The sequence below is a fragment of the Shinella zoogloeoides genome (genome assembly GCF_033705735.1).
Lineage (GTDB): Bacteria > Pseudomonadota > Alphaproteobacteria > Rhizobiales > Rhizobiaceae > Shinella > Shinella zoogloeoides_A.
In genome coordinates this window covers 567,394-582,623 of the sequence record NZ_CP131131.1, presented here as the reverse complement: position 1 = coordinate 582,623, position 15,230 = coordinate 567,394, and the positions used below count along the sequence as shown (strand labels likewise).

The following is a 15,230-nucleotide window of genomic DNA, read 5'->3' as shown; positions in this document are numbered from 1 at the left end:
ACTAGCGATTCGAATCGAGCACCGGCTCAGCGCAATGATCGCCCGCTACTGTTGGCATGAGCCATCTCTCGAGAGATGCGAGAATTAATCACAAATCCTCGCTCTGGCAGCCATTGCAGTGATAGCGCTCATTTAAACGCATCATGGTGATGCAGCAAAAGCCGAAGACAGTTTGAAAGAGTTGTTCAGAGATGACTATGCTCACGGAACTCCTGATCAGCGGCGGGACGTACAACTACGTTTGGCCCTATGCCAACGGAAGGGAGATGGAGCAGGTGGTGGAGCCGCTCGTCACGGCCGTGCTGGACGCAGTCCTGAAGGACGACGTACTCTATGAGTACCTCGCGTTGGTCGATGCGATCCGGCTCGGGAACCAGCGGGAAGTTGGTCTCGCGGCCAACCACCTCAAGTCAAGGATCGTGAGCAAATGACGCGATCCGCGCTCAACTGCTGGAAATGATGAAAGCCGTTGCCTCGGCCCTTGGCGAAGACCTCCGCTCGCGCTTGGTCTTCCTTGGCGGAGGCACGCCCGTGCTATTCATCACTGATCCGGTCACGCTCGAGGATGTGCGTGCCACAGACGACATCGACCTGATCGTTGACCTGGCGGGCCTTCTCGCCTGGGCACAGATCCAGGAGGACTTCGACACCGGGGCTTCATGGAGGCCGCTGACGAAGCGGTGAACCGCCTTCGTCGCCTGCTGGAATTCGCCAGCTACCAATGGGCGGCGCGTGCGCGAATGGTGCCAGGAGCACCTGCGCATTATCACCGCGCTCCAGGAGGGCGACCGCTCGCAGCCGATCTGATGAAAGGCCATCTCAAAAGGGCGAAGGCCAGCGCCGAGCAGACGAAGCGCGAAGGATAGGGGAACGCCAGCCGACACCCTATCCAAGCCGCACCCCGTTTGCATCGAAGACATGTCGCGCCTCCTTTCGGAAGGAGACGTGGACTGTCGATCCGATATCGGCATTCGTTCGCTCACGCATGCTGGCGAGGATGCGTTCCCCGGCGATCTCCAGCGACAATACCGTTTCCGACCCCGTCGGCTCGACGAGAAGGACACGGGCCGGAATGCCGGCAGGGTCGATCTCCACATGCTCCGGGCGTATGCCGAAGACGATATCGCCCGAGGCTCCCAATGCGCCTGTCGCCGTCGCGAGGACGGTCCCGTCCCCGGCGACGAGCAATCCCTGCGACACCCTGCAAGGTATGAAATTCATGGCGGGCGAGCCGATGAAGCCGGCGACGAAGCGGTTGACGGGACGGTCGTAGAGGTCGAGCGGACGGCCGACCTGCTCGATCCTGCCATTGCGCAGCACGACGATCTTGTCGGCCATGGTCATGGCCTCCACCTGGTCATGCGTGACATAGATGGACGTCGTCCCGAGCCTCTGGTGCAGGTCCTTGATTTCCTGGCGCATCTGCACGCGCAGCTTGGCATCGAGGTTAGACAGCGGCTCGTCGAACAGGAAGACGGCCGGCTTGCGGACGATCGCGCGACCCATGGCCACGCGCTGGCGCTGGCCGCCGGAAAGCGCGCGCGGATAGCGCGCAAGAAGCGGCTCCAGGTTGAGAATGGCGGCGGCGGAGCGGACCGCCCTGTCGATCTCGTCCTTCGGCAATCCGCGCAGCTTCAGCGAGAAACCCATATTCTCCGCGACCGTCATATGCGGATAGAGCGCGTAGCTCTGGAAGACCATGGCAATGTCGCGGTCGCGCGGTGCGACATCGTTGACGACATTGCCGCCGATCGAGACCGAACCGCCCGTCACCGATTCCAGCCCCGCGATCATCCGAAGCAGCGTCGACTTCCCGCATCCGGACGGGCCGACAAGGGTCACGAATTCACCGTCGGCGATATCGATCGAGACACCGTGGATGGTTTCGAGGTCGCCGAACCGCTTGCGGACGTCGGAGAGGGTTACGCTGGCCATCAGGTTCCACTTTCTTTCTTGAGCGGCACGGCGTTCCCGCCCTCCGCCATATAGGCGACGATCTCTTCGACGATGCCGTCGAGCGCGCCCGTCATGTCGACCCTGATGTGCGGGAGATCCAGCGGCTCGAATTCGCCATGGATGCGCGCGGCCTTTTCCGGGGTGCGCTGCGCCCTGAGGTTCGAGGCATCGGAAAGGCCGTTCTTCAGCCGTTCGCTGATGACATCGAGCGGCGCGTCGCAATGCACCACATGGACGCGCGCATGGTGCCGCTCCGCCAGCGCGACGATGCTGCGAACCTCGTGCGCGCGTGAAAACGGCTTGCCGTCGATGATCAGGCGGGCCCCGTCGTGACGGTGCAGGATATATTGCAGGACGGAAAGCAGCGCATCCGTCCCGACCTGGTTCTGATCGGGGGAATAGTCGAGATAGACATCCGGGAAGATCGCATCCCGGATCCTGTCGCGACTGAGAATCTCCGCACCGATGCGCCGGGCCAGCGCATCGGCGAGCGTCGTCTTTCCGACGCCGGGCAGGCCCACGAGCAGGATGACTTGGGACGCAGGCGCTGCCGGCATGGCTCTTTACTCCGCGCGTCCGTTGGCGCCGAACATCCGCAGGCGGCGGTCGACGGCGATCTCGGCGAGCCTGCGCGACTCCGCCATCGGCTCGCGCGTATCGACCACCGGGTCGGCGACGCTGTAGGCCTTGATCAGCGCTTCGCGGAAGCCGCCCTTGACGGCGGCGTCGATGTTGATCTTGGCGATGCCCGCCTTGACCACGGCGGAAACCGTCTCGGCGGGAACGCTCGTTCCCCCATGCAGCACCAGCGGCATCTTCAGCGCGGCGGAAAGCTGCTCGACCAGCGGCACGTCGATCGGCGCGCCGTCGCCGAGAACGCCGGGCGTATTGCCGATGGAGACGGCGAGATAATCGACGCCGGTGTCGCGCACGAAGGCCACCGCCTCCTCGACCGTCGTCTTGCGCTCGATGACCTCGTCGCCCTCTTCCGCCAGCGTTTCGCCGATCTGCGCCTCGACGCCGACGCCGTGGCGGCGCGCCAGCGCAACGACCTTGCGCACGAGTTCGACATTCTCGTCGTAGGATGCGCTCGACGCGTCGATCATGACGGAATCGAAACCCGCCTCGATGCACATCCGCACCGTCTCGTAGTCGGCGCCATGGTCGAGATGGAGGATGAGCGGGACGGACGTGCGGCCGCGCGCGGCTTTGGCCATGCCCATGAAATAATCGAGGCCGACATGCTTGAGGCCGCCCATCGTGGTGCTGAGCATCAGCGGCGCCCTCGCCTTCTCGGCAGCGCTGGAGATCGCCTGAACGGCCTCCAGGTGATGCGCGTTGAACATGCCCACGGCCCAACCCTCGCGATAGGCCTTGTTGATCCAGTAGGTTGCGCTTTCTCTGATCATGATTGCTCCATCGATAGTAAAAGGGCGCCGCACAGGTTCGGGTCCGCCGCATAACTGCGGACCAGGCGCGGCTGGCTTGCTGCGGGATAGGTGAAGGCCGGAATGAGCGCGGCGAGCCGGTCGAGATCGAACCACGCCTGGTTGAGGGCGCCGCCGGAAAGGATGACGCATTCGGGCTCGACAAGCGTGACGGCATTGCCGATGGACAGCGCCAGGCGCTGAAGAGGCACGTCGCTCGCCGACTTGTCCGCCTGCGCGAGGCCGGAGGCCTCGGTACAAAGGCATCCCTGATGGCCGCAATAGCAGCGCGCGCCGGAGGGATCTACGATCGTATGGCCGAAGGCGTTCGCGCCGCGTCGCGCACCGCGCCACACGCGGCCATCGAGGATCAGCGCATGCCCGATGCCCGTGCCGATGCCGAGATAGAGCGCGGAGGTCGCGCCTGCCGCGGCACCGAGCCGCGTTTCATAGGCAGCGCCGCAGAAGACGTCGGTCTCCACGAGAACGGGACAGGAAAAGGCATCCGCCAGGATCCGGCGCAGCGGCACGTCCTTCCAGCCGAGGTTTTCCGAGGCGAGGAGATAACCCTCGTCATCGACCACCGCGGCGACCGAAACGCCGATCGACTGCGGCCGGCCGGTGCCCCATTCGCGGATGAGGTCGGACAGCAGGGCGACGAAGTCGGCCGGCGTCATTCCGGCCACGCGGCGCGAGCGGTGCTGGTGGCGCCATTCGCAGCCGGACTGCGCGGCCGCCACACGCACATGGGTGCCGCCGAGATCGACCGCATATCTCATTTGACACCCGATGCGACGGCGCCTTCGACGAAATATCGCTGGAGGCAGAGGAAGAAGATCGCGGTGGGCAAGGCGCCGAACACGGAAACCGCCATGACCTCGCCGTACTGCGTGTTGAAGCCGGCCTGGAACGCGGCCATGCCGAGCGGAAGCGTGCGCAGCGTATCGTCGGAGGCGACGATCAGCGGCCAGAGATAGCTGTTCCAGGTCAGGTTGAACGTCAGGATCGCGACCACGCCGGCCGTCGGCAGCACCATCGGCAGGATGATCGAGAAAAGGATGCGCGGCTCGCTCGCGCCGTCGATCCGCGCCGCCTCGATATAGGCGTCGGGGATCGACACCATCGCCTGGCGGAAGATGAAGATGCCGACCACGTTGAAGGCCGTGGGGAGGATCAGGCCGGCATAGGTATTGGTCCAGCCGAAGGCGTGCACTTCGAGGAATAGCGGAATGACGATGGCTTCGAGCGGGATCATCACGGAAACGAGCACGATCATCCAGAAGAGGGGCGCGAGGCCATGGCGGAACTTGGCGAAGCTGTAGCCCGCAAGCGCGCTCAGCAGCACCGTCAGGATCACGGAAATGCCCGAGGCGAGAAGCGAGTTGAGGAGATAGACGAAGAACGGGCGCTGCGAGAAGGCCGAGACATAGTTCCTGAACCCGGCCGATCCGATCGAGAAGAGCGCGGTGCTGAAGATTTCCCGGCTTTCCTTGAGCGAGGAGGACACCATCCACACGACGGGATAGAGCGTGAGCACGGCTCCGAGCAGGAGAATGGCGATGGCGCTGTAGCGCTGGAAGGCGGAGCTAGGCATTGCGGTCCCTCAGAAGCCAGATCTGCACGAGGCTGACGAGGAGGATGCCGCCGAAAAGCACGACCGAATAGGCGCTGGCGCGACCCATATCGAGATAGCTGAACGACGTCTTGTAGATCAAAAGGGTCATGATCTGCGTGGAATTGGCCGGCCCGCCGTCGGTGACGATCTGCTGGAAGGCGAAGGTCTTCAGTCCGTTGACCGTGGACAGCACAACCGCCAGCGCGATGGTCGGCTTCATCGCCGGAAGCGTGATGTAGCGCAGGACCTGGAAGCCGCGCGCACCGTCTATCGACGCCGCCTCGTAATAGTCGCGCGGGATCGCCAGGAAGCCGGCAAGGAAGATGATCATGTAGTAGCTCGCCGCGTGCCACCAGCTCATGATGACGAGAGCGATCGGCGCGTAATTGCTATTGTTGAGCCAGGGGATCGGGCTGCCGCCGAGGCTGGTGACCGCGTCGTTCATCGGTCCGTTGAAGTTGAAGATCAGCTTCCAGACGAGCGCGACCGAGACGATCGGCATGACCGAGGGGATGAAGAGAAGCGTGCGCCACAGCCTGCGGGACGTCCGCACCTGCGTCAGCGCCCAGGCCATCACGAACGACAACCCCAGAACCGGCACGACCGTATAGGCGACATAGGCGATGGTGATCCAGAGCGAGCTCATGAAGGCCCGGTCATGCGGCAGCGCGGCAAAGTGCTTGAAGCCGACATAGACCGGGTCCGACAGGAGATCGTAGTCATGAAGACTGATGTAGAAGGAAAAGAGGATCGGATAGAGCTGGAACAGCAGGATGTAGCCGAGGGCGGGCAGCGCGAAGACGATGCCCCAGACGGTCACGTTGCTCTGCCGGAAACGGCTCTGTCCGATCTTCATTGCTGCGGGCCTTACTTCTGCCGGACGCTGTCGATGTCCTGGGCGGCGTGGTCGAGCGCATCCTTCACCGGGACGCCCTGGGCGAACTGCTCGATGGCGGCCTTGATCGCGTTGCCTTCCTGCGTCCAGGTCTCGGAGCGCCAGACGAAGGAACCGTGCTTCTGGCCTTCGGCGAAGATCGCCGCGCCGCGGGTGTTCTTCGCCGTCTCGCTCTCGGCCCAGCCCTTGCGGCCCGTGACATAGCCCGTGGCGGCAAGGTAGCCCGCGCTGTCGGAGGTCAGGAAGTTGAGGAACTCGAAGGCTTCCTTCTTGTGCTTCGAGCCTTCCGTGACGGCCAGCGCATAGGAGTTCAGGAGCGTCTTCGGATTGGCGGCGTCGAGCTGCGGAAGCGGGGCGACGACATATTGCTCCTTGACCTCGTCGGAGAACAGCGGCGGCGCCCAGATGCCGGCGATCGCTATGGACTGGCGGCCTTCGCTGAAGTCCTGCAGCGCGTTGACCGGATTGACGGTCGCCATGGTCGGCCCGCCGATCTTCTTGTCGATCAGCGCCTGCCACGTTTCGGTGAAGGCCTTGACGCAGGCATCCGAATTGATCGTCGCCTTGCCGTTCGCATCGACGACATCGCAACCATATTGCTGGAGGATCGGCCAGTATTGCTGGGCATACCAGTAGGGATCGAGGTTCCAGACCCAGTTGAAGCCGAGGCGCGAGCCGTCTTCCTTCGTCAGCTTTGCCGAGACGTCGAGCAGGTCGTTCCAGCTTTTCGGCCAGTTCGCCTCGTCTTCCGCATCGAGGCCGATCTCCTTGAAATGCGCCTTGTTGATGAAGAGCGCCAGCGTGTTGAACTCTTCCGGAACGCCGTAGACCTTGCCGTTGATCGTCAGGCCGGAGAGGGCCTGGGGCTGATACAGCGACTCGAGCTCGGCGGCGTCCTTCACGCCGAACGCGGCATTGTCGACTTCGGCCAGAATGCCGCGGCCGGCATATTGCGGGAAGAGGTAGTCGAGAACGTTGACGATGTCCGGCGCGTTGCCGGCGGCGATCGCGGCGAGCAGCTTGACCTCATAGTCGCCATGCGGGTCGTCATGCAGCTTGATCGTGATGTCGGGATGCTGCGCGGTGAATTCGGCGGCCTTCTTCTCGATGAATTCGCGTGCCGGCGGGTAGGTGTGGTGCCAGAAGGTCAGCTCGACGGCGGCGGCCATGGACGATGCCGACAGGACGGTCGCAGCAGACAATGCGGCAATATATGCGGATTTCCTGATGAAATTCATGATTTCCTCCATTGCTGACGGCCTCACTCCCGAGCCGTCCTCCGTCTTTTGCCTACATGACAGTTTATGTTTCGCAAAATGTTTTTTTATGCAATTTATGAAGCATAATGCGTCAAAAACGAGGGTAAAATGACCTCCACAGGGGATTCTCTGCTCCACCGCGTCTCGCGCATGGAGTTTTCGGCCGCTGAAAAGCGCGTCATCGAGCTCTTGCTGAGCATTGCCGAATATGACGTGGCGGGCCTGCCCTCCTCGGCCATCGCCGAACGAACGGGGACGAGTCGCTCGACGGTCGACCGGCTCTGCAAGCGCCTGGGATATAACGGCCTCAAGGAGTTGCGCCGGGCGCTGCTTCAGGAAAGCCGCAGCATGCAGGGGCCGGTCTCGACGCATGTGGTGTCGGACGCCATCGCCCATTCCGACAGTTTTGCGGAAATCGCCTACAAGGTATTTCACAGCGCGTCGGTCCGGGCCCTGCGCTTTGCCGATCTCCTGTCCCATTCCACGGAGCTCGACCGGCTCGTCAATGCCATCCGCGACGCGCGCAGCGTGCAGGTCTTCGGCGTCGGCGCCTCGGCGGTCGTGGCGCTGGACCTGCATCAGCGCCTGATGCGTCTCGGCATACGCATCGCATTCTCCGAGGACCATCACAACCAGATCGCCGGCGCATCCCTGATGGAGCCGGGCGATCTGGCGATTGCCATTTCCTATTCCGGCCGGACGCGGCCGACGCTGCACGCTGCCCAGATCGCCAGGACGCGCGGCGCCACCCTCGCCGCCGTCCTCGGCGTCTCCACCTCCCCCCTGGAAGCCATTGCCGACATCCCGATAATCACCCCGCCGGGGATCAACCTGTTCGGCGCGGACGCCGTGATGACACGCGCGCTGGAGATCATGTTCAACGAGGTGCTGTTCCACTGCCTGGCGTTCGGCAACGAGAAGATGATGCAGAATGTGTCAAGAATCGAGGACGACCTGCGGGATGAGCGACGATAATTCTTATTGCTCCATGCACGCAACCAGGCACGAAGCGTTGATTCACGCTCTTGAATAGATTCGAACTGAAGATCGTGCGCCCAAACATCTAAAAGTGACCTGCGTCTTGCGAGGCGAGCAATCACAATCGCCCCCTCCCAACCGGAAGAATGCGGTCGAGAGGGATGCCATAGGTAGGGCTTCAGCTTCCCAAGTCGATCCGCACGAGTTCCCCACTCGTCATCGACCTGCGTGCGGCATCTGCCAGCAACACCGCGTTCCGTCCACTCCGAAAATCAGATTCAATCTTCCGGCCATTCGAAACCGCATCCACGAAATAGTTCAGTTCAGTAGCATAAGTCGGGAGGTAGCGTTCCATGAAGCTTGGGAGCAGGGTGTCGCGTGCCCCCGTATTGGCTGCTCCGAAGCGCTCAACACCTGTCTTCAGAAGGTTGCTTGAAGTGACCATTCCTTTGGAGCCAAACACTTCGACACGCTGATCATAACCGTAGACAGCCCGGCGACTACAATCGATGCGGCATATGGCGCCATTCTCAAAGCGTATCATGACGTGAGCCGTGTCGGTGTCGCCGAGTTCGCCGATGGCCGGATCGACCATGTTGCTGCCCATCGCGCAGAGCTCCAGACGCCCTATTGCACCTGTCAGCCACAAAGCCATATCGAAGTCGTGGATCATCTGGTCATGGAACTGGCCCCCGGACACAGCGATGTACGAGGCTGGCGGCGGTGACGGATCGCGGCTGATGATCGTGACGACTTCGACGGAACCAACCTCTCCGTCCAGTACGGCCTGCTTGACTGCCATGTGGGTCGCATCGAACCGTCTCTGGAAGCCGATCATAATCGGCACGTCGCAGTCCTTGATCCGATCCGCGCAATAGTCCACGCGCGCCAAGTCGAGGTCAATCGGTTTCTCGCAGAGGATCGCCTTGCCAGCCCTGGCCGATTCGACGATGAGATCGACATGCGTGTTCGTCGCGGACGCGATGATGACCGCGTCGACCGATGGATCATCGAGGGCAATACGGGGTTCGGCGATGGCCTTAGCCCCGTACCGTCCCGCAAGTTGTCGGGCGCGCTCCAGATCGACGTCACAGACATATTCCAGCACGGCCGTGTCGTGCGCCGCCAAATTCGCTATGTGCTGCGCGCCCATGCGACCAGCACCGAAAACACAAAACCTCATAGGACTTTCCTCGTAGATCTATATTGCAGCAAGACGTTGCGGGGGACCTGGCACTTTGACCTGGACCGAGAACAACCCGCCAGCAAAGGGAGCCGCGCGAAGCTCCTCGGCGGTGTGCATCACGCGAAGCGTCGTCGCAAAAAGGGTCTTCCGATCCCTCCCCCCGAACGTCACGCATGTCGGCCCCTTTGTCGGAAGCTGAACCCTTTCCTGCACGACACCTTCCTGACTGATGCGAACAAGGCATCCGCCCCAGACGCGGGCATTCCAGTAAGCGCCCTCAGAGTCGACCACCGCACCATCAGGTCGACCATCGGCAATGTCGAGTCCCGCCAGCGGACTGATTTCGCTGAGGTCTCCCCAGCCGGAAGTACCGATCTGGAACCGCCGGATCGTCCCTTCCGCGGTATCGGCGAAATACATGAGGTCGCCTGACGGCGAGAACGCGATTCCGTTGCTGATCGTGACATCGGACAGTAACTTACTGACCTTGCCTTCTTGAGAGCAGCGATAGAGAGCCGCGACGGGCTTGCGGTCTCGCTCGTCGAACGTCCCGAACACTACGCCGCCGAACGGATCAACGGCGGCATCGTTGACGCGGGTCTGGGGTAGATCCTCTTCGATGACGGAGATCGTCTCGAAGGACTTGAAACCGGCATCGCTGATGGCCACCCGCGTTGCCAGCCCAACCACGAAACCCGGCTGCTTGCGCGGCAGGATGAAACCGGCACGCTCCGGAAGCGGGAAAACGGTTACAGTCCCATCCCCGCTTAGCCGATAGATTCTGCTTTCAGCAATATCGGTCCAATAGACGCACCCGTCGCGATGATCCCAGACGCAGCCTTCGCCAAGGGTATTCTTGCAATCGACAATGCAGGATGCCTCCATCGTCATCCCCTTACCGAGGAGGACATCCCGATCGAAGCGAGATAGTCAAAGCTTTCCCGCGCATTGCTCAACGGCGATGCATCCCCCGTCGGATCGACGTCCTGCTCGACGACCGCCATTCCGCGATAATCGATCGCTGTCAGAGCATCACGAACGGCGACAAAATCGACGACCCCCTTGCCCAGTGGGCAGAAGATGCCGCGGGCAATCGCGTCGAAGAAACCAGTTCCATCGGCGATGCAGGCCGCGTGGACCTGCTTGTCGATGTTCTTGAGGTGCATGTGACCGATACGGCTGCCATATCGGCGGATGAGGCCAATCAGGTCGATACCGGCATAGGCGGAGTGACCAGTATCGACGCAAAGGCCGACAAGATCGTCGGGAAGATCGCTCATCGCACGATCGAGCTCGTCCTCATACTCGACATAGCAACCTGCATGAGCATGCAGATAGGACTTCACGCCGTAGTCGTTCCCGGCGATCTTCGCGAGCTCGACAATGCGGCCCATCATCGCCTTCCATTCATCTGCAGAAAGGCGGGGAGCATCGCCCGATCTGCCGGCATATTTTCCACGCTCGTCCGAAACGCGATCGATGATCACGAGACGGGGAGCACCGAGATCCTTCAGGATGGCGCAGGTTCGGCGCGTCTTATCGACGACACGTTCAAAGGCGCGGGGATCTGTCAGCGGATCAAAAAGGCCGCCTGCGGAAAGCACGAGATTGCGCTTTGCAAGCTCGTCCTTGAGCTGGGACGGATCGGTCGGGAAATAGCCGACCGGCCCGAGGTCGATCGCGGAAAACCCTGCCGCGGCCGCTTCGTCGAGAACCTTCGTCCAGGCGGGGTTTTCGGGGCGGTCGGCGAAATCGACGCCCCAGGAGCAGGGAGCGTTTGCAAGCCGATAGGCAACGGGCATCAGGCGATCTCCTCGGTCTTGACCCACCGGCCTTCATCGGCCGAAACCAGCACCGCCTCGACAACGCGATCGACGATGTAGCCGAATTCGAAATCCGCGACCCATCTCTTGCCCGCCGCGACGGATTCGATGAGCCGGCGAGCCTCGATGATCTTCAGGTCGTTATAGCCAAGCGGATTGCCCTGAAGGCCGAAAAAGGCGGCATAGTCGGGATGCTGCGGCGCGACCAGCACGCGCTTGTATCCGCGCTCCGCGGGATCGTCGGTCACGCGATAGAGGTTGAGTTCGTTCATCCGCTCCTGGTCGAAGAAGAGGGCGCCCTTGGTGCCCTGGATCTCGTAGGAGAGGTAGAGCTTGCGGCCGGTCCCGATACGGCTTGCCTCGAGATAGCCGGAGGCGCCGTTCTTGAAACGGCAGATGAAGTGCGCGAGGTCGTCATTCTCGACGGCGCGCTCGACACTCTTCGCATCACGCCGTTTGGCGTGCAGCACCTGACGCGCGCCGCTGACCTCGGTGACCTCCCCGACGAGATAGTGCGCGAGGCTGAGGACGTGGCTTGCCATGTCGCCCAGCGCCCCGGCCTTGCCCGCCGCTTTCGCATCGGTCCGCCAGGTGAACGGGAAGCTTTCATCGACCATATAGTCGTTGTCGAACGTGCCGCGGAAATGGAATATCTCACCGAGCTCACCATTCTCGATCAACTGGCGAGCATAGGCTTGGATGGGACTGCACAGGTAGTTGAAGCCAACGACGGTCACGACGCCGGCCTTTTGGGCGGCCTCATGCATCCGGCAGGCTTCGGCTGCCGTATTCGCCATCGGCTTTTCGCAATAGACATGCTTGCCGGCGGCGATGGCAGCAAGAGCGATCTCAGGATGAACATCGTTGGGCGTCGTGATGTCGATGACGTCGATGTCGGGATCATTCACGATGCTACGCCAGTCCCCTGTATGGCGCTCAACTCCGAAGCGCCCAGCGAATTCCTTCGCCGCCGCTTCGTTGACGTCGGCGACCGCGGCGATCTTCAGGATAGCCGGGTCGGTTCCAAATATCCGCGTGGCATTTTCGAACGCGGCGGCATGGGCGCGGCCCATCCAGCCCGCGCCGATAAGACCTACTTTAATGACGGTCACTTCTTGTCTCCGTATGACGTATCAGATTGTTCCACCAAGCTCGTCGGAAAGGGTCTGCAATTCCTTCCCGCCGGCCATCAGGTTTTGCAGCTCGTCGATCGCGATTTCGTCCTTCTTGAAGATGCCGAGCGTTTTGCCGCGATTGAGGACCGTGAAGCGGTTCCCGACCGCATAGGCATGACGAACGTTGTGCGTGATGAAGATCACGCCGAGGCCCTTGGATCGGACGGCATCGATATATTTAAGGACCATGGAGGTCTGGGCGACGCCAAGCGCCGAGGTCGGCTCATCGAGGATGAGCACCTTCGCGCCGAAATAGACCGCCCGGGCGATCGCGACGCACTGGCGCTCCCCGCCGGACAAGGTGCCGACGGCCTGATTGGGATCACGCACATCAATGCCGATCTTCATCATTTCGTCATGGGTGACCTTCTCGGCGAACCTTGCGTCGAACCAGGAGAACGACCCTATGCGCTTCATGGGCTCCCGGCCCATGAAGAAATTCCGGCTGACCGACATCAGCGGGATCATGGCGAGATCCTGATAGACCGTCGCGATGCCGGCATCCAGCGCGTCTCGCGGGCTGCCGAATTCCACAGGCTTGCCGTCGACAAGAAATTCGCCCGACGTCGGCTTGTGCACGCCGGACAGGGTCTTGATCAGGGTCGACTTGCCCGCACCATTATCGCCCAGCAAGCAGAGGACCTCTCCCGGGTGCACGCTGAGCGAAACGCCGTTCAGTGCGATCACCGGCCCGAAATGCTTCACGAGATTCTTGATCTCGATGAACGGGGTCGTGTTGTCAGAGTTTTGACTGTTCAGCATGGACGTTCTCCTCAACGCTCGCCGGTTACGCGCTTGCGGATGATGTTGTTGAAGAGGACGGCAAGGAGAAGCATGCCGCCGAGGAACACCTGATACCAGTCTTGGTCGATCTGCGTGTAGGTGAGACCGATGAGGACCATGCCGAAGATGATCGAACCGAAGAATGCGCCGATTGCCGAACCGTAGCCGCCGGTGAGGAGGCAGCCGCCGATAACCGCGGCGATGATGGCCTCGAATTCCTTCTGGAAGCCGCGTCGGGCATCCGTCGATCCGGCGTCGAGCACGGTCAGGATGGCGACCAGGGCCGCGGCACAGGCGGTCAGAATGAACAGGATCGTCTTCACGCGGGCAACCGGCACGCCGGAATTGCGAGCGGCATTGGCATCACCACCCGCAGCGAAAATCCAGTTGCCGAAGCCTGTGCGCACGAGCAGGTATGTCGCTCCAAGCGCAATGGCCAGGAACCACAGGAGTTCCACCGGTACGCCGGGGACAGCGGGGCTACCGTTGGGGAACTTCGTGATGAGATCGTTGTCGGCCAGATACTGGAAAAAGCCCTTGAACGCATCGCCCGAGAAGAAGGGAACGAGCGGGCTATCCGCGGCGGCTTCCTTGATTCCTCGCATCTGCGTCGCGCCGCCCGTCACCCATTTTAGGCCGACGAGGGAGAGACCGCGAAGGATGAACAGGAACGCTAGCGTCACGATGAACGACGGCAGGCCGGTCCGCATCACGATCTGAGCGTTGGTTATACCAAGCAACGCGGCAACAGCCAGCGTCAGCAGAATCGCAACGCTGAGCGGCAAGCCCCAGGCCACGACGGCCGCGCCGAAAACCATGCCGCTGAAGGCGATCATCGAGCCGATCGACAAGTCGAACTCGCCGCCGATCATCAACAGGGCAGCCGCCACTGCGAGAATACCGAGCTGGGCGGCCGGCGCCATGAAGTTCATCACGCCAGCCAGCGTGAACATCTGCGGGCTTGCGGTCGTGAGGAAGAACACAAGCACGAAGGCCAGGCCGGCCAAGGCACCAAGTTCCGGCTTCCGGATCAGGGATGCCATCAGCGAAACGCGGATCAATCGCTCGTCTTTAGCCCCGCCTTCGGGCGCCTTGGATACGTCTACCATGTCACTATCTCCCGATCGGGCATGGATAGCTGCACGCTATCCATGCCTCGATTTCTGCTATCGGATGGCCTTCTCGGAAAGCTCCAGGACCTGCGGCGCTTCCTTCGCGGTGATGAACTTCGGTCCGCTCTCGATCAAGTCGTTGGTCGGCATCAGACCGTTGCGGATGTAGTTCGTCAGCAGGACGGTGCTGAGATAGCCGTGGAAATAGGGCTGATGCTCCACGGCGAACTCCGCCTTGCCGTCGATGATGGCCTGGAGGAAGCCCGGCGACAGATCGAAGGAGACTACCTTCACGTCGGTCCGTCCGAGGTCCTGAACAGCGGCGACCGCAGGCTCACCGGCCTGGCCGGCGCTGAGGCCGACGACGGTATCGATCTCCGCGTCGCTCGACAGCGCCGCGGTCACCTTGGACTTCACTTCCTGGAAGTCGTTGGACGTCGGCAGGATCGTGACCGCGCCGCCGAAGCCGTCGGTCACGCCGCGGCAACGGTCATCAAGAGCGGTGTTGCCGACCTCGTGATTGATGCAGATCGCCTTCTTGGCGCCGAGTTCCTTCAGCCGCTCGCCCACGCGCTTGCCGGCCGGATATTCGTCCTGACCGATATGGATGAGCGTGCCGAATTCCTTGGCAACCGTCGCACCGGAATTGACGGAGATGACCGGGATGCCCGAGGCGACCGCGCTCTTGATCGCGTCCTTGAGGGCATCCGCATCCGGGATCGTGACGATGATGCCGTCCGGCTTCTGGTTGACGGCGGAGGTGATGAGTTCGGACATGCGGACCATATCGAACGTCTCCGGCGCGATATAGTCGAACTTCACGCCCATCTGCTTGGCCGCCGTATCGCCGCCGTTCTTCACGATGTTCCAGTAGGGATCGTTGGCGAGCCCGTGGCTGATCATGATGAGGCGCTCTTCCGCAAAGCCGCTCGTGACGGCGCCGACGAGTGTTGCGCCCGCGAGAACTGCAATTTTCAGGAAATTCTTCATTCCATTCTCCTCCTCTAAAGATGACGCTCCC

General features: G+C 61.9%; 17 protein-coding genes. 3 read left to right on the top strand and 14 right to left on the bottom strand.

Going from position 1 to position 15,230, the window contains the following annotated elements; all coding sequences use genetic code 11:
* Positions 1-197 precede the first annotated feature (197 nt).
* Both ShzoTeo12_RS20440 and ShzoTeo12_RS20435 read left to right on the top strand, forming a co-directional pair.
* Positions 198-431 (top strand): hypothetical protein, encoded by a 234-nt coding sequence (locus ShzoTeo12_RS20440; RefSeq protein WP_245424706.1) that lies wholly within the window; start codon positions 198-200, stop codon positions 429-431.
* Between the two features lie 25 nt (positions 432-456).
* Positions 457-684, top strand: coding sequence for a hypothetical protein (locus tag ShzoTeo12_RS20435; RefSeq protein ID WP_318913919.1), 228 nt, complete (start codon positions 457-459; stop codon positions 682-684).
* 201 nt (positions 685-885) lie between these two features.
* Here ShzoTeo12_RS20435 and ShzoTeo12_RS20430 read toward each other — a convergent pair whose 3' ends face one another.
* The 7 genes from ShzoTeo12_RS20430 to ShzoTeo12_RS20400 are packed head-to-tail and all read right to left on the bottom strand — an operon-like array spanning position 886 to position 7,131.
* Positions 886-1,935 carry an ABC transporter ATP-binding protein gene (locus ShzoTeo12_RS20430; RefSeq protein ID WP_119254744.1) on the bottom strand — a complete coding sequence of 350 codons (1,050 nt, stop codon included), beginning with the start codon at positions 1,933-1,935 and terminating at the stop codon, positions 886-888.
* A complete protein-coding gene (locus tag ShzoTeo12_RS20425; RefSeq protein WP_119254743.1) occupies positions 1,935-2,513 on the bottom strand; it encodes an AAA family ATPase in 579 nt (192 codons plus the stop codon). Before ShzoTeo12_RS20425 ends, ShzoTeo12_RS20430 begins: the two co-directional genes overlap by 1 nt.
* A 6-nt stretch (positions 2,514-2,519) precedes the next feature.
* The gene (locus ShzoTeo12_RS20420) at positions 2,520-3,365 is read right to left on the bottom strand and encodes a class II fructose-bisphosphate aldolase (RefSeq protein ID WP_162911195.1); all 846 of its coding nucleotides are present in this window, start codon (positions 3,363-3,365) and stop codon (positions 2,520-2,522) included.
* Positions 3,362-4,162 (bottom strand): ROK family protein, encoded by an 801-nt coding sequence (locus tag ShzoTeo12_RS20415; RefSeq protein ID WP_119254741.1) that lies wholly within the window; start codon positions 4,160-4,162, stop codon positions 3,362-3,364. The genes ShzoTeo12_RS20420 and ShzoTeo12_RS20415 overlap by 4 nt, the downstream gene beginning before the upstream one ends.
* The gene (locus tag ShzoTeo12_RS20410) at positions 4,159-4,977 is read right to left on the bottom strand and encodes a carbohydrate ABC transporter permease (RefSeq protein ID WP_119254740.1); all 819 of its coding nucleotides are present in this window, start codon (positions 4,975-4,977) and stop codon (positions 4,159-4,161) included. The genes ShzoTeo12_RS20415 and ShzoTeo12_RS20410 overlap by 4 nt, the downstream gene beginning before the upstream one ends.
* A complete protein-coding gene (locus tag ShzoTeo12_RS20405; RefSeq protein ID WP_119254739.1) occupies positions 4,970-5,854 on the bottom strand; it encodes a carbohydrate ABC transporter permease in 885 nt (294 codons plus the stop codon). Before ShzoTeo12_RS20405 ends, ShzoTeo12_RS20410 begins: the two co-directional genes overlap by 8 nt.
* A gap of 11 nt (positions 5,855-5,865) precedes the next feature.
* On the bottom strand, positions 5,866-7,131 hold the full coding sequence (locus ShzoTeo12_RS20400) for an ABC transporter substrate-binding protein (RefSeq protein WP_162911194.1): 1,266 nt from the start codon (positions 7,129-7,131) through the stop codon (positions 5,866-5,868).
* Positions 7,132-7,260: 129 nt separating this feature from the next.
* Here ShzoTeo12_RS20400 and ShzoTeo12_RS20395 point away from each other — a divergent pair, with 129 nt between their 5' ends.
* Entirely contained in the window at positions 7,261-8,127 is an 867-nt protein-coding gene (locus ShzoTeo12_RS20395; protein WP_119254737.1) for a MurR/RpiR family transcriptional regulator, read from the top strand.
* 181 nt (positions 8,128-8,308) lie between these two features.
* Here ShzoTeo12_RS20395 and iolG read toward each other — a convergent pair whose 3' ends face one another.
* The 7 genes from iolG to ShzoTeo12_RS20360 are packed head-to-tail and all read right to left on the bottom strand — an operon-like array spanning position 8,309 to position 15,199.
* Positions 8,309-9,283: an inositol 2-dehydrogenase gene (gene iolG, locus ShzoTeo12_RS20390; protein WP_205536138.1), complete on the bottom strand. Its 975-nt coding sequence runs from the start codon at positions 9,281-9,283 to the stop codon at positions 8,309-8,311.
* Between the two features lie 48 nt (positions 9,284-9,331).
* Complete coding sequence (locus ShzoTeo12_RS20385; RefSeq protein WP_318913914.1) at positions 9,332-10,201, bottom strand: SMP-30/gluconolactonase/LRE family protein; 870 nt, start codon at positions 10,199-10,201, stop codon at positions 9,332-9,334.
* Between the two features lie 2 nt (positions 10,202-10,203).
* Positions 10,204-11,118, bottom strand: coding sequence for a TIM barrel protein (locus ShzoTeo12_RS20380; protein ID WP_119254734.1), 915 nt, complete (start codon positions 11,116-11,118; stop codon positions 10,204-10,206).
* Complete coding sequence (locus ShzoTeo12_RS20375) at positions 11,118-12,251, bottom strand: Gfo/Idh/MocA family protein (protein WP_162911193.1); 1,134 nt, start codon at positions 12,249-12,251, stop codon at positions 11,118-11,120. The genes ShzoTeo12_RS20380 and ShzoTeo12_RS20375 overlap by 1 nt, the downstream gene beginning before the upstream one ends.
* A gap of 21 nt (positions 12,252-12,272) precedes the next feature.
* Entirely contained in the window at positions 12,273-13,076 is an 804-nt protein-coding gene (locus tag ShzoTeo12_RS20370; RefSeq protein ID WP_318913911.1) for an ATP-binding cassette domain-containing protein, read from the bottom strand.
* A gap of 11 nt (positions 13,077-13,087) precedes the next feature.
* A complete protein-coding gene (locus ShzoTeo12_RS20365) occupies positions 13,088-14,206 on the bottom strand; it encodes an ABC transporter permease (RefSeq protein WP_119254731.1) in 1,119 nt (372 codons plus the stop codon).
* Positions 14,207-14,263: 57 nt separating this feature from the next.
* Complete coding sequence (locus ShzoTeo12_RS20360) at positions 14,264-15,199, bottom strand: sugar ABC transporter substrate-binding protein (protein ID WP_119254730.1); 936 nt, start codon at positions 15,197-15,199, stop codon at positions 14,264-14,266.
* Between the last annotated feature and the right edge of the window lie 31 nt (positions 15,200-15,230).

What these genes read in the sequence shown, in the direction of transcription:
- ShzoTeo12_RS20440 (WP_245424706.1), top strand. Translation starts at nt 198, where the DNA reads ATGCTCACGGAACTCCTGATCAGCGGCGGGACGTACAACTACGTTTGG.
- ShzoTeo12_RS20435 (WP_318913919.1), top strand. Translation starts at nt 457, where the DNA reads ATGATGAAAGCCGTTGCCTCGGCCCTTGGCGAAGACCTCCGCTCGCGC.
- ShzoTeo12_RS20430 (WP_119254744.1), bottom strand. Translation starts at nt 1,935, where the DNA reads ATGGCCAGCGTAACCCTCTCCGACGTCCGCAAGCGGTTCGGCGACCTC.
- ShzoTeo12_RS20425 (WP_119254743.1), bottom strand. Translation starts at nt 2,513, where the DNA reads ATGCCGGCAGCGCCTGCGTCCCAAGTCATCCTGCTCGTGGGCCTGCCC.
- ShzoTeo12_RS20420 (WP_162911195.1), bottom strand. Translation starts at nt 3,365, where the DNA reads ATGATCAGAGAAAGCGCAACCTACTGGATCAACAAGGCCTATCGCGAG.
- ShzoTeo12_RS20415 (WP_119254741.1), bottom strand. Translation starts at nt 4,162, where the DNA reads ATGAGATATGCGGTCGATCTCGGCGGCACCCATGTGCGTGTGGCGGCC.
- ShzoTeo12_RS20410 (WP_119254740.1), bottom strand. Translation starts at nt 4,977, where the DNA reads ATGCCTAGCTCCGCCTTCCAGCGCTACAGCGCCATCGCCATTCTCCTG.
- ShzoTeo12_RS20405 (WP_119254739.1), bottom strand. Translation starts at nt 5,854, where the DNA reads ATGAAGATCGGACAGAGCCGTTTCCGGCAGAGCAACGTGACCGTCTGG.
- ShzoTeo12_RS20400 (WP_162911194.1), bottom strand. Translation starts at nt 7,131, where the DNA reads ATGAATTTCATCAGGAAATCCGCATATATTGCCGCATTGTCTGCTGCG.
- ShzoTeo12_RS20395 (WP_119254737.1), top strand. Translation starts at nt 7,261, where the DNA reads ATGACCTCCACAGGGGATTCTCTGCTCCACCGCGTCTCGCGCATGGAG.
- iolG (WP_205536138.1), bottom strand. Translation starts at nt 9,283, where the DNA reads ATGGGCGCGCAGCACATAGCGAATTTGGCGGCGCACGACACGGCCGTG.
- ShzoTeo12_RS20385 (WP_318913914.1), bottom strand. Translation starts at nt 10,201, where the DNA reads ATGGAGGCATCCTGCATTGTCGATTGCAAGAATACCCTTGGCGAAGGC.
- ShzoTeo12_RS20380 (WP_119254734.1), bottom strand. Translation starts at nt 11,118, where the DNA reads ATGCCCGTTGCCTATCGGCTTGCAAACGCTCCCTGCTCCTGGGGCGTC.
- ShzoTeo12_RS20370 (WP_318913911.1), bottom strand. Translation starts at nt 13,076, where the DNA reads ATGCTGAACAGTCAAAACTCTGACAACACGACCCCGTTCATCGAGATC.
- ShzoTeo12_RS20365 (WP_119254731.1), bottom strand. Translation starts at nt 14,206, where the DNA reads ATGGTAGACGTATCCAAGGCGCCCGAAGGCGGGGCTAAAGACGAGCGA.
- ShzoTeo12_RS20360 (WP_119254730.1), bottom strand. Translation starts at nt 15,199, where the DNA reads ATGAAGAATTTCCTGAAAATTGCAGTTCTCGCGGGCGCAACACTCGTC.